The sequence below is a fragment of the Tropicimonas sp. IMCC34011 genome (assembly GCF_003390865.1).
In the GTDB taxonomy this organism is placed as follows: domain Bacteria; phylum Pseudomonadota; class Alphaproteobacteria; order Rhodobacterales; family Rhodobacteraceae; genus Tropicimonas_B.
This window is the reverse complement of sequence record NZ_QMEJ01000003.1, coordinates 224,893-250,775: the sequence shown is the minus strand read 5'-3', so window position 1 is coordinate 250,775 and position 25,883 is coordinate 224,893. Positions and strand designations below refer to the sequence as shown.

Annotated in this window: 27 protein-coding genes; 18 read left to right on the top strand and 9 right to left on the bottom strand. The window is 69.3% G+C overall.

Features of this window, described 5'->3' with window-relative positions; all coding sequences use genetic code 11:
- Complete coding sequence (locus DQG15_RS10635) at window positions 1-3,390, top strand: efflux RND transporter permease subunit (protein ID WP_116085116.1); 3,390 nt, start codon at window positions 1-3, stop codon at window positions 3,388-3,390.
- Window positions 3,391-3,393: 3 nt separating this feature from the next.
- Here the strand turns inward: DQG15_RS10635 and DQG15_RS10630 are convergent, their stop codons facing one another.
- Window positions 3,394-4,200: a protein-disulfide reductase DsbD domain-containing protein gene (locus tag DQG15_RS10630; protein ID WP_116085115.1), complete on the bottom strand. Its 807-nt coding sequence runs from the start codon at window positions 4,198-4,200 to the stop codon at window positions 3,394-3,396.
- A 116-nt stretch (window positions 4,201-4,316) separates the two neighbouring features.
- On the opposite strand from DQG15_RS10630, the gene DQG15_RS10625 reads away from it, so the two are divergent.
- Entirely contained in the window at window positions 4,317-4,883 is a 567-nt protein-coding gene (locus DQG15_RS10625; RefSeq protein WP_116085113.1) for a YqgE/AlgH family protein, read from the top strand.
- Between the two features lie 26 nt (window positions 4,884-4,909).
- Here the strand turns inward: DQG15_RS10625 and DQG15_RS10620 are convergent, their stop codons facing one another.
- Window positions 4,910-5,854, bottom strand: coding sequence for an L-threonylcarbamoyladenylate synthase (locus DQG15_RS10620; RefSeq protein ID WP_116085111.1), 945 nt, complete (start codon window positions 5,852-5,854; stop codon window positions 4,910-4,912).
- 158 nt (window positions 5,855-6,012) lie between these two features.
- Here DQG15_RS10620 and DQG15_RS10615 point away from each other — a divergent pair, with 158 nt between their 5' ends.
- The 5 genes from DQG15_RS10615 (at window position 6,013) to DQG15_RS10595 (ending at window position 10,135) form a co-directional block, all read left to right on the top strand.
- Complete coding sequence (locus DQG15_RS10615) at window positions 6,013-7,710, top strand: acyl-CoA dehydrogenase (protein ID WP_116085110.1); 1,698 nt, start codon at window positions 6,013-6,015, stop codon at window positions 7,708-7,710.
- Window positions 7,700-8,752: an MBL fold metallo-hydrolase gene (locus DQG15_RS10610; RefSeq protein ID WP_198665144.1), complete on the top strand. Its 1,053-nt coding sequence runs from the start codon at window positions 7,700-7,702 to the stop codon at window positions 8,750-8,752. The genes DQG15_RS10615 and DQG15_RS10610 overlap by 11 nt, the downstream gene beginning before the upstream one ends.
- Window positions 8,749-9,243 (top strand): DUF6173 family protein, encoded by a 495-nt coding sequence (locus tag DQG15_RS10605; protein ID WP_116085107.1) that lies wholly within the window; start codon window positions 8,749-8,751, stop codon window positions 9,241-9,243. The genes DQG15_RS10610 and DQG15_RS10605 overlap by 4 nt, the downstream gene beginning before the upstream one ends.
- Window positions 9,244-9,368: 125 nt before the next feature.
- A complete protein-coding gene (locus DQG15_RS10600; RefSeq protein ID WP_116085105.1) occupies window positions 9,369-9,509 on the top strand; it encodes an aa3-type cytochrome c oxidase subunit IV in 141 nt (46 codons plus the stop codon).
- Window positions 9,510-9,520: 11 nt separating this feature from the next.
- Window positions 9,521-10,135 carry a hypothetical protein gene (locus DQG15_RS10595; RefSeq protein ID WP_116085583.1) on the top strand — a complete coding sequence of 205 codons (615 nt, stop codon included), beginning with the start codon at window positions 9,521-9,523 and terminating at the stop codon, window positions 10,133-10,135.
- Between the two features lie 26 nt (window positions 10,136-10,161).
- Here DQG15_RS10595 and DQG15_RS10590 read toward each other — a convergent pair whose 3' ends face one another.
- Both DQG15_RS10590 and DQG15_RS10585 read right to left on the bottom strand, forming a co-directional pair.
- Window positions 10,162-10,509 carry an AzlD domain-containing protein gene (locus DQG15_RS10590; RefSeq protein WP_370454178.1) on the bottom strand — a complete coding sequence of 116 codons (348 nt, stop codon included), beginning with the start codon at window positions 10,507-10,509 and terminating at the stop codon, window positions 10,162-10,164.
- Window positions 10,506-11,225 (bottom strand): AzlC family ABC transporter permease, encoded by a 720-nt coding sequence (locus DQG15_RS10585; RefSeq protein WP_116085104.1) that lies wholly within the window; start codon window positions 11,223-11,225, stop codon window positions 10,506-10,508. The genes DQG15_RS10590 and DQG15_RS10585 overlap by 4 nt, the downstream gene beginning before the upstream one ends.
- A 48-nt stretch (window positions 11,226-11,273) precedes the next feature.
- Here DQG15_RS10585 and mobA point away from each other — a divergent pair, with 48 nt between their 5' ends.
- Entirely contained in the window at window positions 11,274-11,861 is a 588-nt protein-coding gene (gene mobA / locus DQG15_RS10580) for a molybdenum cofactor guanylyltransferase MobA (protein ID WP_116085102.1), read from the top strand.
- Window positions 11,858-12,439 carry an N-acetyltransferase gene (locus DQG15_RS10575; RefSeq protein ID WP_116085100.1) on the top strand — a complete coding sequence of 194 codons (582 nt, stop codon included), beginning with the start codon at window positions 11,858-11,860 and terminating at the stop codon, window positions 12,437-12,439. Before mobA ends, DQG15_RS10575 begins: the two co-directional genes overlap by 4 nt.
- Here DQG15_RS10575 and DQG15_RS10570 read toward each other — a convergent pair.
- Both DQG15_RS10570 and greA read right to left on the bottom strand, forming a co-directional pair.
- Window positions 12,436-13,557 carry a hypothetical protein gene (locus tag DQG15_RS10570; RefSeq protein WP_116085099.1) on the bottom strand — a complete coding sequence of 374 codons (1,122 nt, stop codon included), beginning with the start codon at window positions 13,555-13,557 and terminating at the stop codon, window positions 12,436-12,438. The two genes, DQG15_RS10575 and DQG15_RS10570, sit on opposite strands and share 4 nt — an antisense overlap.
- 51 nt (window positions 13,558-13,608) lie before the next feature.
- Window positions 13,609-14,079: a transcription elongation factor GreA gene (gene greA / locus DQG15_RS10565; protein ID WP_116085580.1), complete on the bottom strand. Its 471-nt coding sequence runs from the start codon at window positions 14,077-14,079 to the stop codon at window positions 13,609-13,611.
- Between the two features lie 204 nt (window positions 14,080-14,283).
- Between greA and DQG15_RS10560 the strand changes: the two genes are divergently transcribed.
- From DQG15_RS10560 to DQG15_RS10530, 7 genes are all read left to right on the top strand, one after another.
- Window positions 14,284-15,936, top strand: a complete 1,653-nt coding sequence (locus tag DQG15_RS10560) for an electron transfer flavoprotein-ubiquinone oxidoreductase (protein ID WP_116085097.1) — start codon at window positions 14,284-14,286, stop codon at window positions 15,934-15,936.
- Between the two features lie 193 nt (window positions 15,937-16,129).
- Window positions 16,130-17,842, top strand: a complete 1,713-nt coding sequence (locus tag DQG15_RS10555; protein WP_116085096.1) for a tetratricopeptide repeat protein — start codon at window positions 16,130-16,132, stop codon at window positions 17,840-17,842.
- Window positions 17,829-18,674, top strand: a complete 846-nt coding sequence (locus DQG15_RS10550; RefSeq protein ID WP_116085094.1) for a 4-(cytidine 5'-diphospho)-2-C-methyl-D-erythritol kinase — start codon at window positions 17,829-17,831, stop codon at window positions 18,672-18,674. The genes DQG15_RS10555 and DQG15_RS10550 overlap by 14 nt, the downstream gene beginning before the upstream one ends.
- 184 nt (window positions 18,675-18,858) lie before the next feature.
- Window positions 18,859-19,239 (top strand): 4-carboxymuconolactone decarboxylase, encoded by a 381-nt coding sequence (gene pcaC / locus DQG15_RS10545; protein WP_116085092.1) that lies wholly within the window; start codon window positions 18,859-18,861, stop codon window positions 19,237-19,239.
- Window positions 19,236-20,075, top strand: coding sequence for a 3-keto-5-aminohexanoate cleavage protein (locus tag DQG15_RS10540; RefSeq protein WP_116085090.1), 840 nt, complete (start codon window positions 19,236-19,238; stop codon window positions 20,073-20,075). Before pcaC ends, DQG15_RS10540 begins: the two co-directional genes overlap by 4 nt.
- On the top strand, window positions 20,072-20,851 hold the full coding sequence (gene pcaD / locus DQG15_RS10535) for a 3-oxoadipate enol-lactonase (RefSeq protein WP_116085088.1): 780 nt from the start codon (window positions 20,072-20,074) through the stop codon (window positions 20,849-20,851). The genes DQG15_RS10540 and pcaD overlap by 4 nt, the downstream gene beginning before the upstream one ends.
- A complete protein-coding gene (locus DQG15_RS10530) occupies window positions 20,848-21,891 on the top strand; it encodes a 3-carboxy-cis,cis-muconate cycloisomerase (RefSeq protein ID WP_116085087.1) in 1,044 nt (347 codons plus the stop codon). Before pcaD ends, DQG15_RS10530 begins: the two co-directional genes overlap by 4 nt.
- A gap of 76 nt (window positions 21,892-21,967) precedes the next feature.
- Here DQG15_RS10530 and DQG15_RS10525 read toward each other — a convergent pair whose 3' ends face one another.
- Both DQG15_RS10525 and DQG15_RS10520 read right to left on the bottom strand, forming a co-directional pair.
- Complete coding sequence (locus DQG15_RS10525) at window positions 21,968-22,687, bottom strand: N-acetyltransferase (protein ID WP_116085085.1); 720 nt, start codon at window positions 22,685-22,687, stop codon at window positions 21,968-21,970.
- Entirely contained in the window at window positions 22,684-23,415 is a 732-nt protein-coding gene (locus tag DQG15_RS10520; RefSeq protein WP_116085083.1) for a molybdopterin-binding protein, read from the bottom strand. The genes DQG15_RS10525 and DQG15_RS10520 overlap by 4 nt, the downstream gene beginning before the upstream one ends.
- A 68-nt stretch (window positions 23,416-23,483) precedes the next feature.
- Here DQG15_RS10520 and sfsA point away from each other — a divergent pair, with 68 nt between their 5' ends.
- The gene (gene sfsA / locus DQG15_RS10515; RefSeq protein WP_116085081.1) at window positions 23,484-24,191 is read left to right on the top strand and encodes a DNA/RNA nuclease SfsA; all 708 of its coding nucleotides are present in this window, start codon (window positions 23,484-23,486) and stop codon (window positions 24,189-24,191) included.
- A gap of 78 nt (window positions 24,192-24,269) precedes the next feature.
- The gene (map, locus tag DQG15_RS10510; protein WP_116085079.1) at window positions 24,270-25,082 is read left to right on the top strand and encodes a type I methionyl aminopeptidase; all 813 of its coding nucleotides are present in this window, start codon (window positions 24,270-24,272) and stop codon (window positions 25,080-25,082) included.
- A gap of 78 nt (window positions 25,083-25,160) precedes the next feature.
- On the opposite strand, the gene DQG15_RS10505 is transcribed toward map, so the two are convergent.
- Window positions 25,161-25,730 carry a transglycosylase SLT domain-containing protein gene (locus DQG15_RS10505; RefSeq protein ID WP_116085578.1) on the bottom strand — a complete coding sequence of 190 codons (570 nt, stop codon included), beginning with the start codon at window positions 25,728-25,730 and terminating at the stop codon, window positions 25,161-25,163.
- Window positions 25,731-25,883: the final 153 nt, after the last annotated feature.

The following is a 25,883-nucleotide window of genomic DNA, read 5'->3' as shown; positions in this document are numbered from 1 at the left end:
ATGGCGACAGAACGCGGCGGCGGCTTCTTCGGCTATTTCACCCGCCATCGCACCGCGGCGAACCTGATCCTCGTTTTGATGATCGCGGCCGGCATCGCCGCCTTCCCGAACATGCGGGCGCAGTATTTCCCGGATATCGTCAGCGACGAGGTGGACGTCAACGTCACATGGTCCGGAGCCGGCGCGGAAGATGTCGACCGCGCCATCGTCGCGCTTCTGGAGCCCGCCCTTCTCGCCGTCGAAGGCGTGGCTGAGAGCGAATCCCGCGCCTCCGAGGGCCGCGCCCGCATCGAGCTGGAATTCGAGCCCGGCTGGGACATGTCCCGCGCGGCCGACGACGTGCAGCAGGCGGTGGACGGGGTGACCAACCTGCCCGACGATGCGGACGAGCCCGTTGTCTCCCGCTCCGCCTGGCGGGACAGGGTGACGGACACGATCATCGCCGGCCCCATCGGCGTCGAGCAGCTCGGCCGGATCGCCGACACGCTCATCACCCGCCTCTTCGCCGAAGGCGTCACGCGCACGTCGATTCGGGGCATCGCCGCACCCAACACGCTGATCGAGGTTCAGACGGCCTCGCTCATCCGCAACGACGTGACCATGCAGGAGATCGCGGCCGCCATCGCCGCTGAGGCCGACGCGAGCCCTGCCGGGGACGTTGCCGGCGCCAATGCCCGCGTCCGCACCGGCACCGCGAAACGCACGCCCGAGGCCATTGCCGGCATCGTCCTGCGCTCCAACGCGGACGGCTCGCAGCTCACGGTCGGGGACGTCGCGGAGATCACCGTGGAGGGCGCCGCCCGCGACATCGGCTACTTCGTCGGGGACAATCCGGCGCTTTCCGTCAGCGTTGCCCGCTCCGCCACGGGAGATGCGATCGGCATCCAGCGCACCGTCGAGGAGGTTGCGGCGGAACTCGAGACCACGCTGCCCCGCGGCGTTACCATCGACCTCATCCGCACACGGTCGGAGCAGATTTCCAGCCGCCTCGACATCCTGCTGGAGAACGGCCTGACGGGTCTCGCCCTCGTCGTCGGACTGCTGTTTTTGTTCCTGAATGCGCGCACCGCGATCTGGGTGGCGGCCGGCATCCCCGTCGCCATGTGCGCCGCGATCTTCCTGATGTATACCGCCGGTCTCACGCTCAACATGATCTCGCTCTTCGCGCTGATCCTGACCCTCGGCATCGTGGTGGACGACGCCATCGTCGTCGGCGAGCACGCCGATTTCCGCGCCCGGACGCTCGGGGAACCACCGGACGTCGCCGCCGCCACCGCCGCCTCCCGCATGGCGGGGCCGGTCTTCTCCGCCACCATCACCACCATCATCGCCTTCATGGGCCTCACCGCCATCGGCGGGCGCTTCGGAGAGATGATCGCGGACATCCCCTATACCGTGATCGTCGTTCTGGTGGCCTCGCTCGTCGAGTGCTTCGTGATCCTGCCCAACCACATGGCCCATTCCGTCGGCGGGCCGGACCGCTGGTACGACTGGCCGTCGCGCCAGGTGAACCGCGGGTTCGACTGGGTGAAGGAGCGCGCGTTCCGCCCGGTGATGCGCTTCGTCCTCTGGGCGCGGTACCCGGTCCTCGCGGCGCTCGTCGTCCTCCTGGCGCTCCAGATGTCGCAACTCGTGGCGGGATCCGTGCAGTGGCGGTTCTTCTCGGCGCCGGAGGAAGGCTCCGTGGACGGGAACTTCGCCATGGCGCCGGGCGCGACGCGGGAGGAATCGCTGGACCAGATGCGCGCGATCCAGGCCGCAGTCGAGGCGGTCGGTGCAGGCTACGAGGAGGAGTTCGGCACCAACCCGGTGGACTACGCCATCGCGCAGATCGGCGGGAATACCGGCCGCGGCCTTGCCTCCACCGAGACCAAGGAAAGCTATCAGCTCGGCTCGATCGCCGTGGAGCTGATCGATGCCGACGCCCGCCCCTATTCCAGCTTCGAGTTCGTCGGCCGCCTTCAGGACGCGGTGGAGCGCCACCCGATGCTGGAGACGATCAGCTTCCGCGGCAATTACGGCGGCCCCGGCGGAGATTCCCTCGACGTGCAGTTCTACGGCGCGGAAACGGCGACCCTGAAGGCCGCGGCGGAGCGGCTCAAGGAAGAGGCGGGCGCCTTCCCGGAGGTCTCCGGCCTCGAGGATACGCTCTCCTACGACAAGGAGGAGCAGATCCTCGATCTGACGCCGCAAGGCGCCGCTCTTGGCTTTACCATCGACGGGCTGGGCCTCGTCCTGCGCAATCGCCTGAACGGGATCGAGGCCGCGACCTACCCGGACGGCAATCGCAGCGCGACGATCCGGGTCGAGCTGCCGGAGGACGAGCTGACCGCCGACTTCCTCGACCGGACGCTTCTGAGGACGCCGGAGGGCGCCTACGTTCCCCTCGCCGACATCGTCAACGTCGAGCGGCAAAGCGGCTTTTCCTCCATCCGGCGTGAGAACGGTCTGCGCGTCGTTTCGGTCTTCGGCGAGATCGCCGATGACGACCCGGCCGCCGCCGCCGAGGTCACGCGCGCGCTGGAGGAGGACATCCTGCCCCGCATCGAATCGGAGTTCGGCGTGGGCTGGAACCTGTCCGGCCTCGCGGAGCAGGAGCGCAGCTTCCTCGCGGATGCGGCCTTCGGCTTCGGGCTCTGCCTCCTCGGGATCTTCCTCACCCTCGCCTGGGTCTTCTCCTCCTGGACGAGGCCGCTCCTGATCATGGCCGTCATCCCCTTCGGTCTGATCGGCGCCATCTACGGGCATGCGGCGTGGGACATCCCGATGTCGATGTTCACCGTGGTCGGCCTGATCGGAATGTCCGGCATCATCATCAACGACTCCATCGTGCTCGTGACAACGGTGGACGAATATTCCGCCGAGCGCGGCCTCCGTCCCGCCATCGTGGACGGCGCGGTGGATCGGCTCCGCCCGGTGATGCTGACGACGCTGACAACCGTCTTCGGCCTGATGCCCCTCCTCTACGAGCCGTCGAGCCAGGCGCAGTTCCTGAAACCGACGGTCGTCACGCTGGTCTACGGCCTCGGCTTCGGCGTCATTCTCGTCCTGATCGCGGTGCCGGCGATGCTGGCGGTGCAGCATGACCTGCGCCGGCAGCAAGTGGCGCTCAGGCGCGCCGTCGGCCGGCCGGGCCGGGGGCGGAGCGTCACTGCGGCGGTCGCGCTCGCGGGCTTTGGCACGCTCGCGCTGTTCGCCGCGACGCTCGGGCACGCGCTCGTACGGGGCGTGATCTGGCCGCCGCTCGCGACAGCCACCGGGATGGAGGGCGCAGGATCCGGCGCGGCGCTCGGCCTCTTCATCGCGGGCACGTTCGGGATCGTGGCTGCGGTCTACCTGATCGCGATGGCAGCCATCGCCATCGCGGGGCGGCGCCGGCTCGCCGCATGAGCCTCAGTTCGCGGTGCAGCCCAGGATCTCGACCGCGCCGCCCGCGCCCACCAGCGTGAAGCGCAGCGCGCCCCGGTTGACCCCGGCGGTGCCTCCGGCCAGCGTCGAGCGGACGTGGAGTGTCCCGCCCCGGCGCTCCGATTCCGTGCCGATCGCGTAGAGGTGCGGATCGCCCGTCTCCACGATCGCCGTCTCTTCCCCGCCGAGATCGGGCGCCGCTATGGCGGCCGTCAGCGCGAGATCGCGCCCCGCGGCATCGATCCTGCAGCGCGCATCGGCCGCTATCCGCGCCGGACGGTCGGCGAGAGCGGCCCGAATGCGGGGATCGGAAGCGCCGTGCCCGTCCAGCCGCGCGGCCAGATGCATCGACACCGGAACGCAGACCTCGGCGCAGACGCCGATTTCCACCAGCGCGTCGAGCTCGATCGGGGCGCCGGGCTCCGCCGGCTGAAGGGCAATGGGGAGAATCACCTCGCCCTTGTAGCCGATCACATCCCCGAGCCTGCTCGGAAAGATCGTGGGTTCCGGCCAGAGCGGCTCGGCGCGCACGAGGTTGCCCGATCCTGTCCAGTCGAAGCGCGGCGGCAGGCCCATTTCGCCGGGGCTGCGCCAATAGGTCTTCCACCCTTCCGCGAGATCCAGTTCGAGGGCGACGATCCGGCGCCCGTCCGCCTCCACCCACCCCGGCAGGATGCGCGCGGCACGAAGCCCCTCCTCGGGACCGTTCGCGTGGCCGGGCAGTGCGGCAAGGGACAGACAGGCGGCGGCCAGTGCGGCACGGGCCGAACGAAGGAGGCGGGGCTTGATCATGGGCGCGAAGCTAGCGGCCCGCCCCCGCACGGGAAACTCACAAATCGGCTACGGGGCTGACACCTTTCGCCGGGGTGCCCTTGCCGCGACACGTTCCGAGGCCCATCCTTGTCACCATGACCGAAATGACCGACCTGACCGCCAAACTCCTCATCGCCATGCCGGGCATGGGCGATACCCGCTTCGACAAGACCGTGATCTTCGTCTGCGCCCATTCGGACGAGGGCGCGATGGGACTTGTCGTCAACCAGCCGGCGGACGAGCTGGACTTCGTCGACCTGCTGGAGCAGCTCGACCTCTCCCCCACGCCGCCCGAGCGGGACATCCGCATCCATGTCGGCGGTCCGGTGGAGCACGGTCGCGGCTTCGTCCTCCATTCGGGCGATTACGTCGAGAGCGAGTCGACCATGCCGGTCGGCGACGGCTACGGCATGACCGCGACGCTCGACATTCTCGAGGACATCGCCCGCGGCAACGGACCGGGGCGCGCGCTCCTCGCGCTCGGCTATGCCGGGTGGGGGCCGGGTCAGCTCGAGCATGAGATCGCCTCGAACGGATGGCTGACCTGCGACGCGACGCCGGACCTTGTCTTCGCCGAGGACAGCGAGGCGAAGTGGAAGCTGGCGGTGGAGACCATGGGCGTCGACCCGCGGATGCTGTCGTCGATGGCGGGCCACGCCTGATCCTCTGAGCGCGATCCGTGCCGCGCTCACCGCGGCGCGGCGGCCCGGCGGAGGCGGTCGTTGATCGCGCGCCCGAGGCCCGTCTCCGGAATGGGCGACACGGCGATGACCGGGGCCATTCCGTCGAGATCACGAAGATAACCGAAAAGGTTCGCCGCCGCCTCCCGCAGATCTCCCGCGGGCGAGAGGTTCAGTGCTGCCCCGGGCGCGTCCCCGAACCCGAGCAGAACCTCGCCCACCTCGATCCCCGTGGCTCCGAGACGCACCGATGCGCCGGGCGCGTAATGCGAGGCGAGCATGCCGGGCGCGGCGGGCGCCCCTCCGTCCGGCGGCCCGGCCAGAGGGCGGCCGAGCGCCTCCTCGATCTCCTCGGCCGGGAGCCCACCGGGCCGCAGGAGGCGAGGCACGTCCCAGAGCCCGACGATGGTCGATTCCACACCCACATCCGCCGGGCCGCCGTCGAGCACAGCATCGATGCGGCCCGAGAGCCCGTCCATCACATGCGCCGCCCGGGTAGGGCTCACACGCCCCGAGCGGTTCGCGGAGGGCGCGGCCACCGGCCGCCCGGTTTCGCGCAGCAGCCCACGGGCCAGCTCCAGCGCCGGCACCCGGAGCGCGACATTCGGCAGGCCGGCGGAGACGAGGGGCGAAAGCTCCGTGTCCGCCCGCATCGGCAGGACCAGGGTCAGCGGGCCCGGCCAGAACCGCTCCGCCAGCGCCTCCGCCTCGGGGGACAAGACGGCGTAGCGACCTGCCTCGGACGCGTCCGGCAGATGCACGATGAGCGGGTTGAAGCTGGGCCGTCCCTTGGCCGCGAAGATGCCGGCGACGGCCTCACCGTTCGTCGCATCGCCGCCGAGGCCATAGACCGTCTCGGTGGGCAGCGCGACGAGCCCGCCCTGCCGCAGAAGCTCTGCCGCGCGGGTGATCCCGGAGGCATCGGACGCAAGGAGCGCGGTCTTCCGGTCCATCGTCGGTGCCTCGCGGTCGTGACGCTGCGTTTGCCCTAGCGAGGCCGGGGACGGGTGCTAGGGTTCGGATCATCCGCTCTTAAGCCACTGGGTCTCCGGCGCCAAGCCGGGAGGGACCGCCGCTGGGGAACGGATGACGAAGGAGGAGTGACCAGCCCATGCCCTATCGCGCCCCGACGCACGATATCCGTTTCCTTTTGGAACAGGTTGCCGGTTTCGACCGGGTCCGGGAGACCGGGCATTACGAGGACGCCGGCCCGGATGTGACCGAGGCCATTCTCGAGGAGGCCGGCAAGGTCTGCACCGAAATCCTCGCCCCGCTCCAGCGCCCCGGCGACACGCATCCCGCACGGCTCGAGAACGGCGTCGTCCGGACGAGCCCCGGCTACGGGGACGGCTTCCGCGCGATTGCCGACGGCGGCTGGGTCTCCCTCAGCGCAGATCCCGAATACGGCGGCATGGGCCTGCCCATCGCCATCCAGACAGCCGTCAACGACATGATGAGCGGCGCGTGCCTGTCGCTTCAGCTCAACCCGCTCCTGACCCAAGGCCAGATCGAGGCGATCGCTGCCCATGCCTCGGACGAGATCAAGGCGCTCTACCTGCCGAAGCTCATTTCCGGCGAATGGACCGGAACGATGAACCTGACCGAGCCTCAGGCGGGCAGCGACGTCGGCGCGCTGACGACGAAGGCGGTTCCGGACGGCGACGGCGCCTACAGGATCAGCGGTCAGAAGATCTACATCACATGGGGCGACACCGACTTCGCCGAAAATGTCTGCCACCTCGTCCTCGCCCGGCTGCCCGACGCGCCGAAGGGCACACGGGGGATCAGCCTCTTTCTCGTGCCGAAGCGCCTGCCGGACGAGGCCGGTAATGCCGGTGTCGCGAACGGCGTCTCCGTGGTCAGCCTCGAGGAGAAACTCGGTCTGCACGGCTCTCCCACCTGCGTCATGCAGTACGAGGACGCCAAGGGCTGGCTCGTCGGCCCCGAACAGGGCGGCATGGCGGCGATGTTCACCATGATGAACAACGCACGCCTCGGCGTGGGGGCACAGGGCATCGGCGTGGCCGAAGCGGCGTGGCAGCAGGCGCTGAGCTACGGGATGGACCGCAAGCAGGGTCGCGCGGAGGGCACCGGCACCATCGCCGAGCATCCCGACGTGCGCCGAATGCTGTCCCTGATGAAGGCGGAGATCCGGGCGGCCCGGTCCATCGCGCTGATGAACGCCGTCGCGCTCGACATGGCCCGCGCCACTGGGGACGGCGGCTGGCGCGCGCGCGCCGAGCTCCTGATCCCGATCACCAAGGCCTACGGCACCGATACCGGCATCGCCGTCTCGGACCTCGGCATCCAGGTCCATGGCGGCATGGGCTATGTCGAGGAAACGGGCGCGTCCCAGTTCTTCCGGGACGTGCGGGTCACCGCGATCTACGAAGGCACCAACGGCATTCAGGCCATGGACCTCGTCGGCCGCAAGATGGCCGACAACGGCGAGGCAGCCTTGGCCCTGATCGACGAGATCTCCGCAGAGGCCGAAGCGGCGCGGGCCGAGATGCCGGAGCTTGCCGAACCCGTCTGGCACGCCGCCGAGAACCTGCGCGAAGGGGTCGAGGCGATGGTTGCCCTCGAGGGGAAGGACCGTCTCGCCGGCGCGACGCCGTTCCTGCGCGCCTTCGCGCGCGTGCTGGGCGGTCACTGCCACCTGCGCGCCGCGCGGGCGGGCGGCGCACATGCGGCGCTGGCCCAGGTCTTCGTCTCCCGGCTCCTGCCCGAACACGAGTCGCTCCTTGCCGAAGCAAAGGAAGGTGCCGGGACGCTCTACGCGCTCAGTCTGGACGATCTTGCGGCCTGAACACGCCTCCCGTCCGCCGGACCCGCTGCGCTACCCGTTCTCCGAACCGCCGGGACCGGGGGAGGCCGTTGAGGTCGCGTCCGGCATCCTTTGGGCGCGACTGCCGCTGCCCATGGCGCTCGATCACGTCAACATCTACGCGCTGGAAGAGACGGACGGATGGACGCTGGTTGATACCGGGGTGAACACGGCGCCCTGCCGCGCCGCGCTGGACGCGTTTCGCGATGGCCCGCTGGCCGGCCGGCCGATCAGACGCGTCCTCCTCACGCATCACCACCCCGACCATGTCGGCCTTGCCGGCCGCCTCGCCGAGGACGGCGCCGAGATCGTCACGACGCGAACCGCCTATCTCTATGCGCGGATGCTCCGGCTGGACGAGCAGGAAACGCCGCCGCCCGAGACCGTCCGGTTCTGGCGCTCCGTCGGCATGGACGCGGACACCCTTGCCGAGCGTCAGGCAAGCCGGCCCTTCAACTTTGCCGATGCCGTCGCTCCGATCCCGCTGGGATTCCGGCGAATCGCCGAAGGGGATCGCATCGACCTCGGGGGACGGAGCTGGATCGTGCGCTGCGGGGACGGACATGCGCCCGAGCATGCCTGCCTGTTCGACGAGGCGGGCGAGGTCGTGATCGGCGGGGACCAGCTCCTGCCGACGATCTCCCCCAATCTCGGCGTCCACCCGACGGAGCCGGAGGCGAATCCCGTCGCGGAGTTCCTCGCCTCCTGCCATCGCCTCGCCCCCCATGCGACGCCCGAACAGCTTGTCCTTCCCGGGCACAAGCTGCCGTTCACCGGCCTGCCCGCCCGCATCGCGGCGCTCATCGCCAACCACGAGGGCGCTCTCGAGCGGCTGGAGGCGCACCTCTCCGAACCGCGGACCGCCCATGAATGCTTCGCGCCGCTCTTCAAGCGCACGATCGGGCCGGCGGAATACGGTCTCGCGATCTCGGAGGCGATGGCGCATCTCAACTGCCTGCATCAATCGGGCCGCGCGGTGCGTCGACGTCGCGCGGACGGGGCCTATCTCTTTTCCCGATCATGACAGACGACATCAAAACCGCCGCCGAAGCCGAAGAGGCCGCCGCCCTCCCCCGCGCCGTTGCCATCCGCACAGAGGACGGCGATCCGGGGATCGAGGACGAGCCGCTTCCCGCTGCCATGTCCGCCACCCCGCCCGAGCGCAAGAGCCCGGCCCGCTGGGCCTACGAACGGCTGGCCCTCTACATCCGCAAGTTCGAGGAGGGCCTGGACGAGGACCACGAGGCGGCCATCGCGATCACCGGCAGCGGCGGCGACCTCATGCGCATCAGGGGGATCGGGTACTTCGATCCCGATATCGTCACCTTCTACGGCATGGACCCGCGCGGCATCCGCGCCCAGCTCATCCAGCACGTCTCCCAGCTCGGCGTCATGCTGCGCGCGATTCCGAAGGCCAGGCCGGACGCCCCGCCGAAGCGCATCGGCTTCCGCCTGACGGGGACGCTGGACGGGGACGCCGCGACGGATGCAGCCGAAGAGGACGGACCAGCCTGAGGCGTGCCGCCCCGCCGCCTCATGTGACCACATGCCCTGAGCCTAGGCCAAGTCCGGCCTTTGCAGCCCGCCCTCGTTGGGCTATCAGCGACCCTGATTGAACACTTGCGGGCCGAGGACTGGGCATGGCGGAACACAAGCACGAACCGGGAACCATGGACATCACCGATCAGGAGAGGACCTTCGAAGGCTTCGTCCGGATCGTGAGCTATGCCGCCACGGTCATCGTCGTCCTTCTCATCCTGCTCTATCTGCTGAACGGATGATGGCGCCCTGCATGGCGAGGCTCGCCCCCGCCGCCCGCCGCCTCCTCGCTGCGCTGCTTCTTCCGCTCGCCCTCGCCGCTTGCGGCGCGGAACCGGTCTGGGCGCCCGCGCCCGAGGTGCAGCGCGCGGCCTACACGCATCCCGGCCCCAAGACGCTGACGCTCTTCACCGTCATCAACAACCGCTCCAACGAGGGCGCGCATACCGGTTTCATGGTGAGTGCGGACCAGCGCGCGATCTTCGACCCGGCGGGCACCTTCAAGTCCCCCGCGCTGCCCGAGCGCAACGATGTGCATTACGGCATGACCCCGCGGGCGGAAGAGATCTACATCGACTACCACGCCCGGCAGACGCACCATGTCGTCAAGCAGGAGGTGCAGGTCACGCCCGAGCAGGCCGCCATCGCATTGCGCCTGATCGAGGAGAACGGCGCCGCGCCCAAGGCCTATTGCGCCTCCGCGACCTCCGGCATCCTCAAACAGATCCCCGGCTTCGAGAGCATCAACTCGACGTTCTTCCCGAGGAACCTGATGAGGCAATTCGCCGATGTTCCGGGCGTCGTCACGACGCGGATCTACGACGACAGCGAGGACAATCGCGGCGCGCTCAGATACGTCCCCGGCTGATCACGGCCGGAGGGACCGCCGTCCCTCTACCCCAGAAGCCAGAGCATCGCGTAGAGAACGGCGAACCCCGCGAGGATGGAGCCGAGCACGCTGCGCAGGGCGATGCCCACTGCCGTGGCGGCGATGGCGGCTATGAGACGCGCGGGCTCCGGTGCGCCGCCGCCGGCGGCCGGGAAGAACACCAGTGGCGCGATCAGGGCCGGGATCACGGCGACGGCCGTGTAGCGCAGGTGCCTCAGGATCCAGCCGGGCAGCGGGCGGTCCCCGATGAGACCCGTGAACGAGAATCGCAGCAGCCACGTTCCTAAGCCGACCACGAGGATCACGGTCCAGACCGGCGCATCCGCCGGCATCGTGCCCTCGAGCCCGCTCACGACGCTCTCTCCGCGGGGGCCAGTCGCCGCTCCGTTTCCGCCCCAACCATCATCGCGGCGATGCCGGCGACGAGGAGCCCGGTATTGTAAGGCAGGCCCCTGAGGAGCAGCGACAGCACGATGGCTGACACCGCCGCAGCGACGTGCGGCCGGGTCCGCAGCGCGGGTGCGATCAGGGCGATGAAGGTGATCGGCAGGGCGAAATCGAGCGCGAAGCTGTCCGGAATGCCCTGCCCGGCAAGCGCGCCCGCCAAGGTCGAGCCGTACCAGACCGGCACGAGACAGAGCGCGACGCCGAAGAAGAACGCCGCCTTCTCCCTCGCGGTCATCTCGGGATGCTGCTCGTACTGGTAGGCGGAGGCCGCGAAGCTCTGATCGATGCACAGATACGCCGCCACCGCCCGCGTCCTCAGCGGAAGCGATCCGAAGTGCGGCACGAGCCCGGCGGAATACATCGCCATGCGCAGGTTTACCGCCAGGGCCGTCGCGATGATGATCAGGAGCGGCGCGCCGTCGTTCAGGAGCTGAAGCGCGGTGAACTGCGCGGCGCCGGCAACGATGAAGACCGTGAACCCCATGACCTGTGCCAGAGGCAATCCGGTCTCCGTCGCCACGACGCCGAAGAGGATGCCGAAGGGCGCGATGACCAGAAGATGCGGGGCGCCGGCCCTGAGGCCGTCGACGAACGCGGAACGCTGGGGCTTTGACAGGCTCATGCAAACGCGCTTAGGCCAGCTGCGGGGGGCTTGCAACATGGGACGGATGTGACGCGGCTCGGACTGATCCTCGCAGGTGGCGGCGGCCGCCGGATGGGCGGCGCGGACAAGGCGCTTCTCCAACTGGGCGGGCGGACACTGCTCGCCCACGCGGCGACGCGCCTCGCACCGCAGACGGGCGCGCTGGCCGTGTCCGCGGGGGGCGATCCTGCACGGTTCGGCGGCCTGGGCGTTCTGCCCGACCCCCTCCCGGGCGGTCTCGGCCCCCTCGCCGGGGTGCTCGCGGGACTGGAAGAGGCGGCGCGGCAAGGCAGGACGTCGGTGCTGACGGTCGCGGTCGACACCCCCTTCTTTCCCCCGGATCTCGGCGCGCGGCTCGCGGCGTCCGGCCCCTTCGCCATCGCCGCCGCCGGCGCGCCCCTCCGTCATCATCCCGCCTGCGCGCTCTGGCCCGTCTCGCTGGCCGGCGCCCTGAGGGACGCCCTGATCGCAGGCGAGCGCAGGCTCGGGGCATGGGCGCTGGCAGAGGGCGCCGCGATCTGCGCGTTTCCGGATGAGGACGCGTTTCTCAACATCAATCGCCCCGAGGATCTCGCCCGCGCCGAGAAGATGCTGGCCGAGGGGAGCGCCTCGTGATCGTCGAGCCGGGCTTTGCGGGCAGCGAGCGGGCCGAGGTCGCCGCGATGTTCTGGGATGCGTTCGGCCGGAAGCTCGATCGCCTCCTGTCTCCGAAAGCGAATGCCCTGCCCTTCATCGCAAGCGCGCTCGATCCCCGCTTCGCCCTCTCCGCGCGGGAGGCGCCCGGCGGCGCGCTCATCGGGATCGCGGGGCTGAAGGATACCAGGGGCGGGCTTCTGTCGGCCACCGCGCTCGATCTCGCACGGCATTACGGACGCTTCGGCGCGCTTTGGCGTGGGCCGCTTCTCGACATGACGGACCGTCCGGCCGCGCCGGGCGAGCTCTTGATCGACGGCCTCTTCGTGCGCCCGTCCATGCGCGGCCGTGGAGCGGGGACCGAGCTGATCGCAGCCACGATGAAAGAGGCGCGGGCGCGGAACCTGTCCCGCGTCGGGCTCGACGTGGCGGAGTGGAACGTCCGGGCGCGGGATCTCTACCGGCGCGAAGGTTTCATCGATCGCGGGCGCAAATCGGCCGGCCTTCTCGGCCCCGTTCTCGGCGTGCCCGCGTTTCTGCGGATGACGCGGGACCTCTAGTCGAACGTGCCGGAGATCCGGCCGAGCAGCATGAAGGCGCGGGCGGACCGGGTCTCGGCCAGCGCCGCGATCTCCTCGTCGCTCGCCTCTTTAGTCCAAGCCGACACGGTGTGGTCGAACTTGCGCAGGAAGTGGTGGGTCGCATCGCGAAAGATCGGGTCCTGACGGGCGCGACCGGCCGCCTGCGCAAGTGCCTCCCGGTCCCGGATCCCGCCGAGCGCTGCGATCGCGCGTCCGCGCTCGCCCTCCGCGAACCGGCGCCAGATCTCGGGCCGGGCACGGTCGGGCGACAGATCGTCCATGTAGATCCCGTCCTCGGACAGGAGCGTCAGCACGTCCTGCGCGGCGCGCACGAGGCCGGAACTGTCACGATCCCGCAGGGCGCGGCGGAGGGCGCGAAACCCTTCGGTATCCTCGGCATCTTCGGGGAAATTCAGCGCAAGAACGAAGTCGGCGGCGGAGATCGGCTCCGAAGGCGCGGGCGGTGTTCCGAGCGCGAGCGCGGTCTGCTGCGGTTCCCGGACGGGAGAGACGCCGCGCGCCGGCCCTCGATGACGGGGCGGCTGGGACGCGGCGGGCGGCTGTGCCCTTACGGACGCCGTCGCAGCCGGCTTCGGCGCCTCGACTGGCGCAGATGGCGGTGGCGCGCGGCGGATGGCCTCCAGCGCCTCCGCCAGCTTCTCCTGGCCCTCGGCCAGAGCCTCCAGTCGCTCGGCAATCCCGGTATCCGCGATCTGGGGGTCCTCGCCGCTTCGGGCCGGGGACTGCTTCAGGTAGGCACGATGGAGTGCATCCACGCCGGCCGCCAACCGCCGCGCCTCGGCACGTACGATCCGGGCATTGCGCGCCGAGATCGCCAGAACCCAGATCAACGCGACGGGCATCGCGATCGCCAGCACCGTCATGACAGCGCCGGCCGCTCCCGCGGCGGCATCGCGCGGCATCAGAACGAGCGCGATCAGCGACACCACGATCCACACGGCCGAGACGCCGCACGCGATCCAGTCCGCCCGATCGAGCCGTGCAATCCAGTGCGCCGGCGCTGACCGATGCGATGCAGCCTGGGGCCGCGCAGGGTTGGCGCTGCCGCGTTCGGAACTCGCGTTGCTGGCTGCCATGTCGCCCTCCGCGCCGCACCCGGCTGCGCTCTGCCTCCGACGTCCGGAGGCTTAGATGTACTTGATCGTGAGGACTTCGTAGCTCTTCCCGCCGCCAGGCGTGGCGACGTCGACGCTGTCGCCCTCCTCCTTGCCGATCAGGGCACGGGCGATGGGGGAGCGGACGTTCAGAAGGCCCCGCTCCAGATCCGCTTCGGGCTCGCCGACGATCTGGTAGGTCTTCTCCTCATCGGTGTCTTCGTCGACGATGGTGACGGTCGCACCGAACTTGATGGAGCCCGAGAGCTTCGTCGGGTCGATCACCTCAGCGGCGGACAGCGTGCCCTCCAGCTCTTTGATGCGGCCCTCGATGAATGACTGCTTCTCGCGGGCGGAGTGGTACTCGGCGTTCTCGGACAGATCGCCATGCTCGCGCGCTTCCGCGATCGCTCGGATGATGGCCGGACGCTCGGTCTGCTTCAGGTGCTTCAGTTCGGCGTCGAGGCTGCTGTAGCCCCCGCGCGTCATCGGTATCTTTTCCATCATGCCCCTTCATCGTTCGGTTGCGGGACGCCGCGGGCCGGATCGTCCGGCCCGGAGCGTGGGCAGCTTTCGTCCATCAAGTGCGGCAGAGGCGCAAAGTCAAGCAGGGGACCCATCGCCCGGAGCGCAACGTCTCGTGCGAACCCGTTTGCCATTGCGCGGGTTAACAGAAAAGAATGCGGGCAACGCAAGCTGGAGGAACGAATGGCCGACATCGAACGCGAGTCCATGGACTACGACGTGGTGATCGTGGGAGCGGGACCAGCCGGTCTATCCGCCGCGATCCGCCTGAAACAGCTGGACCCCGAGCTGTCCGTCGTGGTGCTGGAAAAAGGCTCGGAAGTCGGCGCCCATATCCTGTCCGGCGCCGTCCTGGACCCCTCGGGCCTCGATGCACTGATCCCCGACTGGCGGGAGAAGGGCGCGCCGATCAAGACGGAGGTGACGCAGGATCACTTCTACGTCCTCGGTGAGGGGGGCAAGCTGCGCGTCCCGAACATCGCGATGCCCCCTCTGATGAGCAACCACGGCAACTACATCGTCTCCATGGGCGAGGTCTGCGCCTGGATGGCGGAGCAGGCCGAGGCGCTGGAGGTCGAGGTCTTCCCGGGCATGTCGTGCTCGGAGCTGGTCTACGGCGAGGACGGTCGGGTCACCGGCGTCGTCGCCGGCGAGTTCGGCCGCAACCCGGACGGCACGCCCGGCGAGGGCTACGAGCCCGGCATGGTCCTCAACGGCAAGTACGTCATGCTGGCCGAGGGCGTGCGCGGGTCCCTCACGAAGGAGGCCATGGCAAAGTTCGGCCTTCAGGACGGCCGCGACCCCCAGAAGTTCGGCCTCGGGATGAAGGAGATCTGGGAGATCCCCCCCGAGAAGCACCACGAGGGCCGCGTCGTCCACACGATGGGCTGGCCGCTCGGGAAGAACGCCGGCGGCGGCTCATTCATCTACCACGCGCCGGGCAACAAGATCCTGATCGGCTTCGTCGTCCACCTGAATTACGCCAACCCCCATCTCTATCCCTACATGGAGTTCCAGCGCTTCAAGCATCACCCGATGGTGGCCGAGCTCCTGGAAGGCGGCAAGCGCATCTCCTACGGCGGACGCGCGATCTCGGAAGGCGGGTTCCAGTCCATGCCGAAGGCGGTCTTCCCGGGCGGGGCGATCCTCGGATGCGGCGTCGGTCTCGTGAACGTCCCGCGGATCAAGGGCAACCACAACGCCATGCTCTCGGGCAAGGCGGCGGCCGAGGCGGCCCATGCCGCGCTGAAGGAAGGTCGCGAGGGCGACGAACTGACGGCGTACGACACTGAGCTTCGGGACGGCCCCGTCGGCAAGGATCTCCGCCGCGTGCGCAACGTGAAGCCGCTGTGGTCCCGCTACGGTCTCGCGGGCGGCCTCGCGCTCGGCGGCGTCGACATGTGGCTGAACAACATCTTCGGCGGCGGCATCTTCGGCACGCTGAAGCACGGCAAGTCCGATGCCGAATGCACGGGCGAGGCGAAGGACTTCGCGCCGATCGAGTATCCCAGACCCGATGGCAAGCTCTCCTTCGACCGGCTCACCTCCGTCAGCTTCACCGCGACGAACCACGAGGAAAGCCAGCCCTGCCATCTCAAGCTGAAGGATCCCGCGCTCCCGGTGAAGGTGAACCTCCCGGTCTATGCCGGCCCCTCGGCACGGTATTGTCCCGCAGGCGTCTACGAGTTCGTGGAGGAGGACGGCGCGGATCCCCGCTTCGTCATCAACTTCCAGAACTGCATCCACTGCAAGACCTGCGACATCAAGGATCCGCGGCAGAACATCGTCTGGACCGTGCCCCAGGGCGGCGACGGGCCGAACTACTCGGGGATGTGACCCGGCGCCGCCCGCCCGGCCCTTTTGCCCGGGGGGCGGCTTTCCGAGACGCGCTTGTGCTTGAAACGCCCCCGCCCATCGTCACCATTTCGTGCGAACCGAACCGCCCGGACCGGCCCGTTGTTGTCTCGCAACGGGTGCGGGGCTACGCTCAGCCCCGATTTGTTCGTCAAAGGACCGGTATTCCGTGCCAATGTCTTCCGCGTCTCGCCTTCGCTCCGTGCTCGTCGCCGCCGCGCTCGGTCTTTCCGCACTGCCGATCTCCGCACAGGAGGATCGAGGCCTTGCCGGCGCCTATCTCGCCGCGCGCCATGCCAGCGCCTTCAGCGATTTCGAGGCCGCGGCCACCTATTACACCCGCGCCCTGACCCGCGATCCCGGCAATGCCGAGCTGATCGAGAACGCGATGCTCGCCTATGTCGGCCTGGGGCAGGTGGACCGGGCCGTGCCGCTCGCGCGCAAACTTCAGGACAGCGGCACCGACAGCCAGATCTCCAGCATGATCCTGCTGACCGAACAGCTCGGCGACGAGGATTACGAGGGCGCCCTCGCAGCGATCGCGGACGGCGCGACGGTCGGGCCGCTCGTGGACGGGCTCGTCACCGCGTGGGCGGACATCGGGACCGGTGACACGGACGCGGCACTCCCGGCCTTCGACGAGGCGGCATCGACCACCGGACTGCAATCCTTCGGCCTCTACCACAAGGCGCTCGCCCTTGCCGTGATCGGCGACTTCGAAGCGGCGCAGACCATCCTGTCCGGCGAGTCGGGCAGCCCGCTGCGCCTGACCCGCCGCGGCGCGATGGCACAGGCTCAGATCCTGAGCCAGCTCGGACGGAACGCGGACGCGATCGAACTGATCGACAGCGGTTTCGGCGACGATCTCGACCCCGGCCTGGCAGAGCTCCGGTCGAGGCTCGACAGCGGCGATACGGTGCCGTTCACCCTTATCGGGGATGCGAAGGACGGACTGGCCGAGGTCTTCTATACCGTTGCCGGCGCGCTCAACGGCGAGGCGACGGACAGTTACACCCTGCTCTACACCCGCATTGCGGAATTCCTCCGCCCCGATCACGTCGACGCGATCCTGCTCAGCGCCGCCCTCCTCGAAGCGCAGGACCGCCACGCGCTGGCCACCGCAGCATATGACCGCGTCCCGCGCGACGATCCGGCCTTTCACGCTGCCGAAATCGGGCGCGCGGCCGCGCTGTCGGCGCAAGGCAAGACAGATGCGGCCATCGAGGTGCTGGAGCAGCTGTCCGAAGCCCGCGGCGACCAGCCCCCCGTCTGGGTGACGCTGGGGGACTCGCTTCGCAGCGAGGAGCGCTACGCGGAGGCGGTCGAGGCCTACGACCGCGCGATCGAGCTGTTCGGCGAGCCGGAGCCCGCCCACTGGATCGTCTATTACGCGCGCGCCATTTCCTACGAGCGGATCGACGATTTCGCCTCCGCGGAGCCCGATTTCCGCATGGCGCTGGAGCTGAACCCCGGTCAGCCGCAGGTCCTCAACTATCTCGGATATTCCTACATCGAGAAGAACGAGAACCTCGACGAGGCGATGGACATGATCGAGGAGGCCGTCGCCGCGCGGCCGGAGGACGGCTACATCACCGACAGCCTCGGCTGGGGCCTCTTCCGCCTCGGCCGGTATGACGAGGCCGTCGGCCACATGGAGCGCGCCGCCGCCCTGACCCCGGTGGATCCGATCATCAACGACCACCTCGGGGACGTGTACTGGGCCGTCGGGCGGGAGATCGAGGCGCAGTTCCAGTGGCATCGCGCCCTGTCCTTCGATCCCGACCCCGATGAGGCGGAGCGCATCCGCCGCAAGCTCGAGGTCGGCCTCGACGAGGTGCTGGAGGAAGAAGGCGCGGACCCGCTCGACATGGCCGATGGCGAGGATTGAGCGCCGCGCCCCGGCCAAGATCAACCTGACGCTGCACGTCACCGGCCGCCGGGATGACGGCTACCACCTTCTCGATTCGCTTGTCGCCTTCTCTACGGTGGGGGACAGGGTAGAGGTCGCGGACGCGCCGGGCCTGTCCTTCGCCGTCAGAGGTGCGTTTGCGGACTCCGTCCCTTCGGGTGGGGACAATCTCGTGCTGCGCGCGGCAGACCTGATGGCGGCGCGAGCGCCGACGGCCGGCGCCGCGATCACCCTCACGAAGGACCTGCCCCCCGCCTCGGGCATCGGCGGCGGATCCTCAGATGCGGCGGCAACGCTGTCTGCGCTGTCGGCCCTCTGGTCCGTTCCGCTGCCGGGCCCGGACGAGATCCTCACGCTCGGCGCCGACGTTCCGGCCTGCCTCGAAGCCCGCGCGCTCCGGATGCGCGGCATCGGGGAGGAGATCGAGACGCTGCCCCCGTTACCCGAAGTTCACGCCGTCCTCGTCAATCCCGGCTGCGCCGTCTCGACGCCCGAGGTCTTCGGAGCGCTCGAGAATCGGGACAATGCGGCGATGGACGCGCTGCCCGCCTGGACTTCGGCCGCGGAGCTCGCGGACTGGCTGTCGGACGGACGCAACGATCTCGAAGCCCCCGCCCTGTCGCTCGCGCCCGAGATCAGGGAGGTGCTCGCAGCGCTGACGGTCCGGCCCGGCTGCCTTCTGGCGCGCATGTCCGGCTCCGGCGCGACCTGCTTCGGACTGTTCGCCGGGCAAGAGGACGCCGACGCCGCCGCCACCTCCCTCGGCGCGGCGCATCCCGAATGGTGGTGCCGAGCCGGCCGCCTCAGCTGAAAGGAGCGTCCCCCCTCGTTCCCGCCGGAAGGACGCCCCCAACGAGGTCGGGCGAACGGCCAGAGCGAGCCGAATTGTCGCCGCTCACGGCATGGGTGAAAGGGTCGGCGCGAATTGGCCGCCGAGCTTGCCTCGGTCGTTCTCCACGCTTAGCCAAGGCCTGTCAGACGAGGGGAGCGACGCCGTGAGCGAGCGACGGGATAGCGGGATGAAGGTCCGGCGCGAGGTTCTGGGCGACGCCCATGTGGACCGCGCGGAAGCGGCGAAGACGCCGTTCGACGCGCCCTTTCAGGACATGATCACCGAAGGCGCCTGGGGCACCGTCTGGGCGTCGGACGGGATCAGCCGACGGGAGCGCTCGATGCTGACGATCGCGCTCCTCGCGGCGCTCGGAAACTTCGACGAGGTCGCCATGCATGTCCGCGCGACCGCACGCACCGGAGCGAGCCCGGAAGACATCCGCGAGGCCCTGCAGCACGTCGCGGTCTACGCGGGCGTGCCGCGGGCCAACCACGCGCTGAAGATCGCCAAGGACACGTACAAGGACATGGGAGTGGATCTGTGACAGAGGGCTCCGCACACCCCGCCATCATCTGCGTCGCGATCACCGGGTCCCTGCCCACGAAGGCCGACAATCCGGCCGTGCCGATCACCGTTCCCGAGCAGATCGAGAGCACCCACGCGGCGTTCGAGGCCGGGGCCACCATCGCGCACTGCCATGTCAGGGACGACGACGGAAAGCCGACCTCGGACCCCGAGCGCTTCGCCCGCCTGAAGGAGGGGATCGAGACGCATTGCCCCGGCATGATCGTCCAGCTGTCCACAGGAGGCCGCTCCGGCGCGGGGCGGGCTAGGGGCGGAATGCTGCCCCTGAAACCGGACATGGCCTCCCTCTCCGTCGGGTCGAACAACTTTCCGACCCGCGTCTACGAGAACCCGCCCGACCTCGTGGAGTGGCTCGCCGGCGAGATGCGCACCTACGGCGTGAAGCCCGAAATCGAAGCCTTCGACCTCAGCCACATCTACCAGGCCCGGGCGATGGCCGACCGGGGGGAGATCGAGGGCACCCCTTATGTCCAGTTCGTCATGGGCGTGCAGAACGCGATGCCGGCCGACCGCCGCGTCTTCGACTTCTACGTGGACACGGTGAGGGAACTCTTCGGGGACGCTCCGTGGTGCGCCGCCGGGATCGGGCGGCATCAGGCCGAGCTGAACCGCTGGGCCGCCGAAGCGGGCGGGCATCTCAGAACCGGGCTGGAGGACAACATCCGGATGGACAGGGAGACCCTCGCCCCGTCGAACGCCGCCCTCGTGGCGCGCGCCGCGGGGATCGTGGCCGAGGCGGGACGCAGCGTCGCCACCCCTGCCGAAGCGCGCGCGATTCTGGGACTGGCCCGATGAGCTTCGCGCGGGTGAACGGAGCGGTCCTTCACTACCTCCATCGCGAGGGGACAGGGCGAGGCGTGGTCTTCCTCAACTCGCTCGGCACCGATCATCGGATCTGGGAGAGCGCCGCGGGTCGTCTGCCGAAGGACATCCCTCTCCTCTTTCTCGACAAGCGCGGACATGGCCTGAGCGAGACCGCGCCGGCGACGATGGAGACGTTTGCCGAGGATGTCGCCGCCCTCATGGATCGCTGCGCCATGGCGGACGCGCTGGTCTGCGGCGTGTCCATCGGCGGGCTGATCGCGCAGACGCTGGCGCTTCGGCGCCCGGACCTCGTGGGCGGACTCGTCCTGTCGAATACCGGTCTGCGTATCGGCGACCCGGAAAGCTGGACCGCCCGGCTCGACGCTCTCGAAACGAGCGGGTTGGAGGGGATGGCAGACGGCGTCCTGTCTCGATGGTTCTCGGACGGGTTCCGGACGTCCAATCCCGACGAGGTGGAGGGGTATCGTGCCATGCTGACCCGCACGCCGAAGGCCGGCTACGCCGCCGCCTGCGAGGCGATACGGGACACCGACCTGTCCGGCCGGGCGGCAGAGATCGCCGTGCCGACGCTCTGCATCGCCGGTGGCGCGGACATTGCGACGCCCCCCGCCCTCGTGCGTGCGCTGGCAGATGCGATCCCCGGCGCGACGTACGAAGAGCTGGACGGGGTTGGCCACCTGCCCTCCATCGAGAGCCCGGAGCGCGTGGCGGATCTCGTGCAGCGGACCTACGGGCGACTGGCGTGAGCGAGATCTTCGGCCATCCTTGGCTCGGCAGCTTCTTCGGCGATGCGGCGTCGGCGGAGATCTGGTCCGGCGAGCGGCAGATGTCGCACATGCTGGCCTTCGAGGCCGCCTGGTCCCGTGCGCTCGGCGCCTGCGGACGCGTGTCCCCCGATGTGGCGGAGCGTGCGGCGGCGGCGGTGGAGAGCTGGACGCCGGATGTCGCGGCGATCCGCGAGGGCGTCGCGCTGGACGGCGTGCCCGTGCCTGCCCTTACCCGCGCTTTGAGGGAGGCTGCCGGCTCCGCGGAGGATGGCGTGCATCGGGGCGCGACCTCGCAGGACGTGATGGACAGCGCCCTCGCCCTCACGCTGAAGGACATGTCGGTTTTGCTGGACCAGCGCCTTTGCGAGCTGGACGCCGCCCTTTCAGGCCTCGCGGACCGGTTCGGTGAGGCCGAAATCATGGGACGGACACGGATGCAGGCGGCGATCCCGATCCGGGCGGGGCACCGGATCGCGGCCTGGGCCCAGCCGTTTGCCCGCCATCGCGCGCGGCTTGCGGATCTTCGCCCGAGGGTCGAGATCGTCCAGGTCGGCGGCGTCGTCGGCGATCGTCAGGAGCTGGAACCGGATGCGGAGACGATGGCCCGGCATGTCGCGGACGCCCTCGGCCTCGCGGGCGGGCCCTGCTGGCATACCGAGCGGGACGGGATCGCCGAGTATGGCGGGCTTCTGTCCATGATCGCGGGAAGCTGCGGCAAGATCGGCACGGATATCTGCCTGATGGCGCAGCAGGGAATCTCGGACATCGCGCTGCCCGGCGGCGGAGCCTCCTCCGGCATGCCGCACAAGCGAAACCCGGTGGATGCGGAACTCCTGATCACCCTGGCGGGCTACGCCGCGACGCAGCTTCCCGCACTTCATCACGCGCTTCGTCACGAGCAGGAGCGCTCCGGAAGCGCCTGGGCGCTCGAATGGATGGTGCTACCCGGCCTCGCACAGGCGAGCGCGCGGGCCCTCGCAGTCGCCACCCGGCTCGCGGAGGGCGCGACGCCCGCCTAGACGTCCGTCCGGAGAGCGGCGCGGAGCAGCGCGGCGATGTGGGTCATGAGCTCCTCCCCCAAGCAGCTGGCCGGGGTCAGGCCGCTGGCTTGATCCGGTAGTGATAATGCCCCGCTTCGGTCATCCCGAGCCCCTCGTAGAGCGCATTCGCCGGGCCGTTGGCACAGGTGACGAGGACGGCGAGCCGTTCGGCCCCCTGCTCCTCGGCCCAGATCGCGGCGGCTTCCATGATCTGTGCGGCGACACCGCGACGGCGATACTCGTGAGCGACTTCCAGTGCATGAACCACGGCGATGCCCTCGGCGGCGGCGATGTGGGCTGTGCCGGCCACGTCGTCCTCCACCCGCCCCATCAGGCTGGCACGGGGAGAGGCGGCGCGGGCCATGACGGCAAGGCGCGCCGCTCCTATCCCGCCGTCGGCCCAGATCTCGCGCTGGCGCGGCAGCGGCGCATCTTCGATGATGTAACGCCCGTCCGGCTCGCCGTCCGTCGGCAGCGCCGCGACATCGGCAACGAGAAGGCGCGTCGGGTCCACGACCGAGTAACCGGCAGCCTCCAGCACGGCATCGAGCGCATCCTCTCCGTCCCTCACCTGCACGAGGGGCCTCTGTCCGAGCGCGCCCTGTGCACGCTCCATCGCGGCAAGCTCCGGCACGGCACCGGGGGCGAGGGGCCGCGCCGAAGAGACCCGCTTGCCGCCGCCCTGCCCGTCCGCCACCTGCCAGCCCTCGACCTCCAGCACCCGGGCGGGAGGCCAGGTCGCCGCCGCCGCGCGCCAGAGGGCACCCGTGTTCATTCGGTGTCGCCGCCGAACGTATCGGACAGCCACGTCATCGCATCGGCGATCTGTCCCGCATCGGTTCCGCGCACGACGACCTGCGCGCCGTGCACGCCGTCCTTCTGAAAGGGATACGAGCCGAAGGAGAGATCCGGATGTTCCGTCGCCATCTTCCGCAAGGGCCCGGCGATATCCCCCTCGCCGCGATAGATCCGCAGGGACTGGGACATCAGCGGCGCACCGCCCGTCAGGCCGGGCAGGACCGAGGCGAGCATCGCCTGGAAGATGGCAGGGACGCCGGCCATCACGTGAACATTGCGCAGGATGAAGCCGGGCGCGGCGGAGACGGGGTTCTCGATCAGCGCGGCGCCGTCCGGGATGCGGGCCATCCGCAGACGCGCCTCGTTCAGCTCGGTCCCCCGCGCGTCGTAATGGGCCGCGAGGATCGCACGGGCATCCTCGCGCACGTCGATCGCCGCGCCGAACGCATCGGCCACGGCATCGGCGGTGATGTCGTCATGGGTCGGACCGATGCCGCCCGAGGTGAAGACGATGTCATGGGCGTCCGACAGCGCGCGGACGGAGTCGCGGATCGTGTCGTGCACGTCAGGCACCGTGCGTGCCTCGACAAGATCGATCCCGCGGGCGGTCAACTCCCCTGCGAGATGGTGCATGTTCGAATCGCGGGTCCGGCCGGAGAGGATTTCGTCCCCGATGACCAGCATTGCAGCGCGCGGATTGGCCATGACGAAAGCTCCCTCTTGGTCTGGCGCCGATTGGCGTGTCGGCCCCGCAGAGGTATAGGGCGCGCATCATGCGCTTTCAAAGCCCCCTCGTCCCCGCCCGCCTGATCCGCCGCTACAAGCGCTTCCTCGCGGACGTGCGCCTCGAGGAGACGGGGGAGGTGATCACAGCCCACTGTCCCAATCCGGGCGCGATGACCGGGCTTGCGGGCGAAGGGATGCGCGTCTGGCTGGAGCCGAACCGAAACCCCGCGGCGAAACTGTCCCACGGCTGGCGCCTCGTCGAGCTTCCAGGCGGGCACTGGGCCGGGATCGACACCGCCGTGCCGAACCGTGTGGCGAAGGAAGCCCTGATGGCCGGAGCCGTTCCAGCGCTTGCCGCCTATACGGGGGTGCGGCCCGAAGTCCGGACCGGGGAGAAGAGCCGGATCGACTTCCTGCTGTCCGAGCCGGGCCTGCCGGACGCGTGGGTGGAGGTGAAGAACGTGCACCTCTCGCGGGACGGAACGCTGGCGGAGTTTCCAGACTGCGTCACGGCGCGGGGCGCCCGGCATCTGGACGAGCTTGCGGCCCTTGCCAGGGCGGGCGCCCGCGCCGTGATGCTCTACATCGTGCAGCGAACGGATTGCGACGCCATGGCCCTCGCCCGGGACATAGATCCCGGCTACGGCGCCGCGTTCGACCGGGCGCGCGATGCGGGGGTGGAGATGCTCTGCCATGGCACGGCGATCACCCCCGAAGGGGTCGAGTTCGGCCCCGCCCTCCCCGTCGAGCGCTGAGGCCTGCGCTGTCGGCTGGCAATCTGCGGACCGCGGCCTTATCTTGCCACCGACCAATCAGCACCGACGAGGCCCGGCGTGGACGATCTCCGCACGACACTGACGAAGGACGGCATCCGCCTTTACGCGCCAGAGGATTTCGCCGGGATGCATGCGGCCGGTCGCCTTGCCGCCGACATCCTCGACCGCATCGCCCCGATGATCGAACCGGGCCAGACCACCGGTGCCATCGACGACGCGATCCGCGGCATGATCGAGGACGCCGGAGCGACCTCGGCCACGATCGGCTACAAGGGCTATCAGCACGCCTCCTGCATTTCGCTCAACCATGTCGTCTGTCACGGCATTCCGGGCGACAAAAAGCTGAAGGACGGGGATATCCTGAACGTCGACGTGACCGTGATCGTGGACGGCTGGTATGGCGACACGAGCCGGATGTACGTCGCGGGCAAGCTGTCCCGGAAGGCGGAGCGGCTGATCCAGATCACCCATGATGCGCTGATGATCGGGATCGAAGCGGCACGGCCAGGCAATACCTTCGGCGATATCGGTCACGCGATCCAGACCTTCGTCGAGGGGCATCGCATGTCCGTGGTTCGCGACTTCTGCGGCCACGGCCTCGGCCGCGTGTTCCACGCCCCGCCGAACGTGCTGCATTACGGGCGAGCCGGCGTCGGTCCCGTGCTCGAGGAAGGCATGTTCTTCACGATCGAGCCGATGGTGAACCTCGGCCGCCCGGAAACCAAGGTTCTGGCGGACGACTGGACCGCGGTGACGCGGGACAAGTCCCTGTCGGCGCAGTTCGAGCATTCCATCGGGATTACGTCGGACGGCGCGGAGATCTTCACCCTCTCGCCCGGCGGCCTCTTTCATCCGACCCGGCCCGCCTGACGCGGCCTCCGGCCCCCGCGCCGGGACGAGCCGAAGAGCGATGCGGCCGCCCAAGGGCAGCCGCGTGCATTCACCGGATCAGAGCTTGCCGCAGGAGGCGAGCTGACCGCGATACATGTAGGCGCGGGACTGGACCTTGTCCGCTACGCCCACGAGCCAGCCCTTGCTGTTGTAGGTCCCGCGGCGGAAGCCCGAATGGCCCTCGTGGTAGGCGAGATACTGGTTGCGCGCGTCGGTCAGGGGGATGCCGTTCCGCTGCACGGTCTTGTTCATGTACCAGCCCATGAAGTCCGTCGCGTCCTGGATCTTGTCGCGCTTGGCCCGACGCCGCCGCTCCTCTTCGCGGTACTCGTCCCACGTTCCGTCCAGCGCCTGGCTGTAGCCGTAGGCCGAGCTTTGCCGTCCCATCGGGATCACGCCGAGCGCCCACTGGTAGGGCGTCCGGGCATCGCCGTCGAACTTGCTTTCCTGGTGGATCACGGCCATCTGGACATAGACCGGAACGCCCCATTTGCGCTGCGTCGCACGCATGGCCCTCAGGTAGGCGGGGCGCTCGGCGACGATTGCACAGGCGTTGTCCAGCCGGCTCGGTGGTGTCTTGTCGCCAGCGCAGCCCGTCAGGACGAGCGCTGCGAGTATCGTCAGCATCGGAAGAAGTTTCATGTCTGCCCGCTCGTTGGCCCGCCTCGTTGGACGGGCATCGTCCGTTTGTGATTGCCGGTGAGCTTAGCGCCAAACATCGCACTTTGGAACGCCCTGCTCGCTCACGATTTTGACGGTCGCGCGTCGAACCGCGCAAGC

Bases quoted from the DNA above. Each gene is read 5' to 3' on its own strand.
- greA (WP_116085580.1), bottom strand. From the start codon at position 14,079: ATGGAAAAGATACCGATGACGCGCGGGGGCTACAGCAGCCTCGACGCC.
- DQG15_RS10615 (WP_116085110.1), top strand. From the start codon at position 6,013: ATGCCCTATCGCGCCCCGACGCACGATATCCGTTTCCTTTTGGAACAG.
- DQG15_RS10595 (WP_116085583.1), top strand. From the start codon at position 9,521: ATGGCGAGGCTCGCCCCCGCCGCCCGCCGCCTCCTCGCTGCGCTGCTT.
- DQG15_RS10630 (WP_116085115.1), bottom strand. From the start codon at position 4,200: ATGATCAAGCCCCGCCTCCTTCGTTCGGCCCGTGCCGCACTGGCCGCC.
- DQG15_RS10550 (WP_116085094.1), top strand. From the start codon at position 17,829: ATGGCGAGGATTGAGCGCCGCGCCCCGGCCAAGATCAACCTGACGCTG.
- DQG15_RS10520 (WP_116085083.1), bottom strand. From the start codon at position 23,415: ATGGCCAATCCGCGCGCTGCAATGCTGGTCATCGGGGACGAAATCCTC.
- DQG15_RS10570 (WP_116085099.1), bottom strand. From the start codon at position 13,557: ATGGCAGCCAGCAACGCGAGTTCCGAACGCGGCAGCGCCAACCCTGCG.
- pcaD (WP_116085088.1), top strand. From the start codon at position 20,072: ATGAGCTTCGCGCGGGTGAACGGAGCGGTCCTTCACTACCTCCATCGC.
- DQG15_RS10625 (WP_116085113.1), top strand. From the start codon at position 4,317: ATGACCGAAATGACCGACCTGACCGCCAAACTCCTCATCGCCATGCCG.
- DQG15_RS10555 (WP_116085096.1), top strand. From the start codon at position 16,130: ATGTCTTCCGCGTCTCGCCTTCGCTCCGTGCTCGTCGCCGCCGCGCTC.
- DQG15_RS10585 (WP_116085104.1), bottom strand. From the start codon at position 11,225: ATGAGCCTGTCAAAGCCCCAGCGTTCCGCGTTCGTCGACGGCCTCAGG.
- DQG15_RS10635 (WP_116085116.1), top strand. From the start codon at position 1: ATGGCGACAGAACGCGGCGGCGGCTTCTTCGGCTATTTCACCCGCCAT.
- DQG15_RS10525 (WP_116085085.1), bottom strand. From the start codon at position 22,687: ATGAACACGGGTGCCCTCTGGCGCGCGGCGGCGGCGACCTGGCCTCCC.
- DQG15_RS10560 (WP_116085097.1), top strand. From the start codon at position 14,284: ATGGCCGACATCGAACGCGAGTCCATGGACTACGACGTGGTGATCGTG.
- DQG15_RS10605 (WP_116085107.1), top strand. From the start codon at position 8,749: ATGACAGACGACATCAAAACCGCCGCCGAAGCCGAAGAGGCCGCCGCC.
- DQG15_RS10505 (WP_116085578.1), bottom strand. From the start codon at position 25,730: ATGCTGACGATACTCGCAGCGCTCGTCCTGACGGGCTGCGCTGGCGAC.
- DQG15_RS10600 (WP_116085105.1), top strand. From the start codon at position 9,369: ATGGCGGAACACAAGCACGAACCGGGAACCATGGACATCACCGATCAG.
- DQG15_RS10620 (WP_116085111.1), bottom strand. From the start codon at position 5,854: ATGGACCGGAAGACCGCGCTCCTTGCGTCCGATGCCTCCGGGATCACC.
- sfsA (WP_116085081.1), top strand. From the start codon at position 23,484: ATGCGCTTTCAAAGCCCCCTCGTCCCCGCCCGCCTGATCCGCCGCTAC.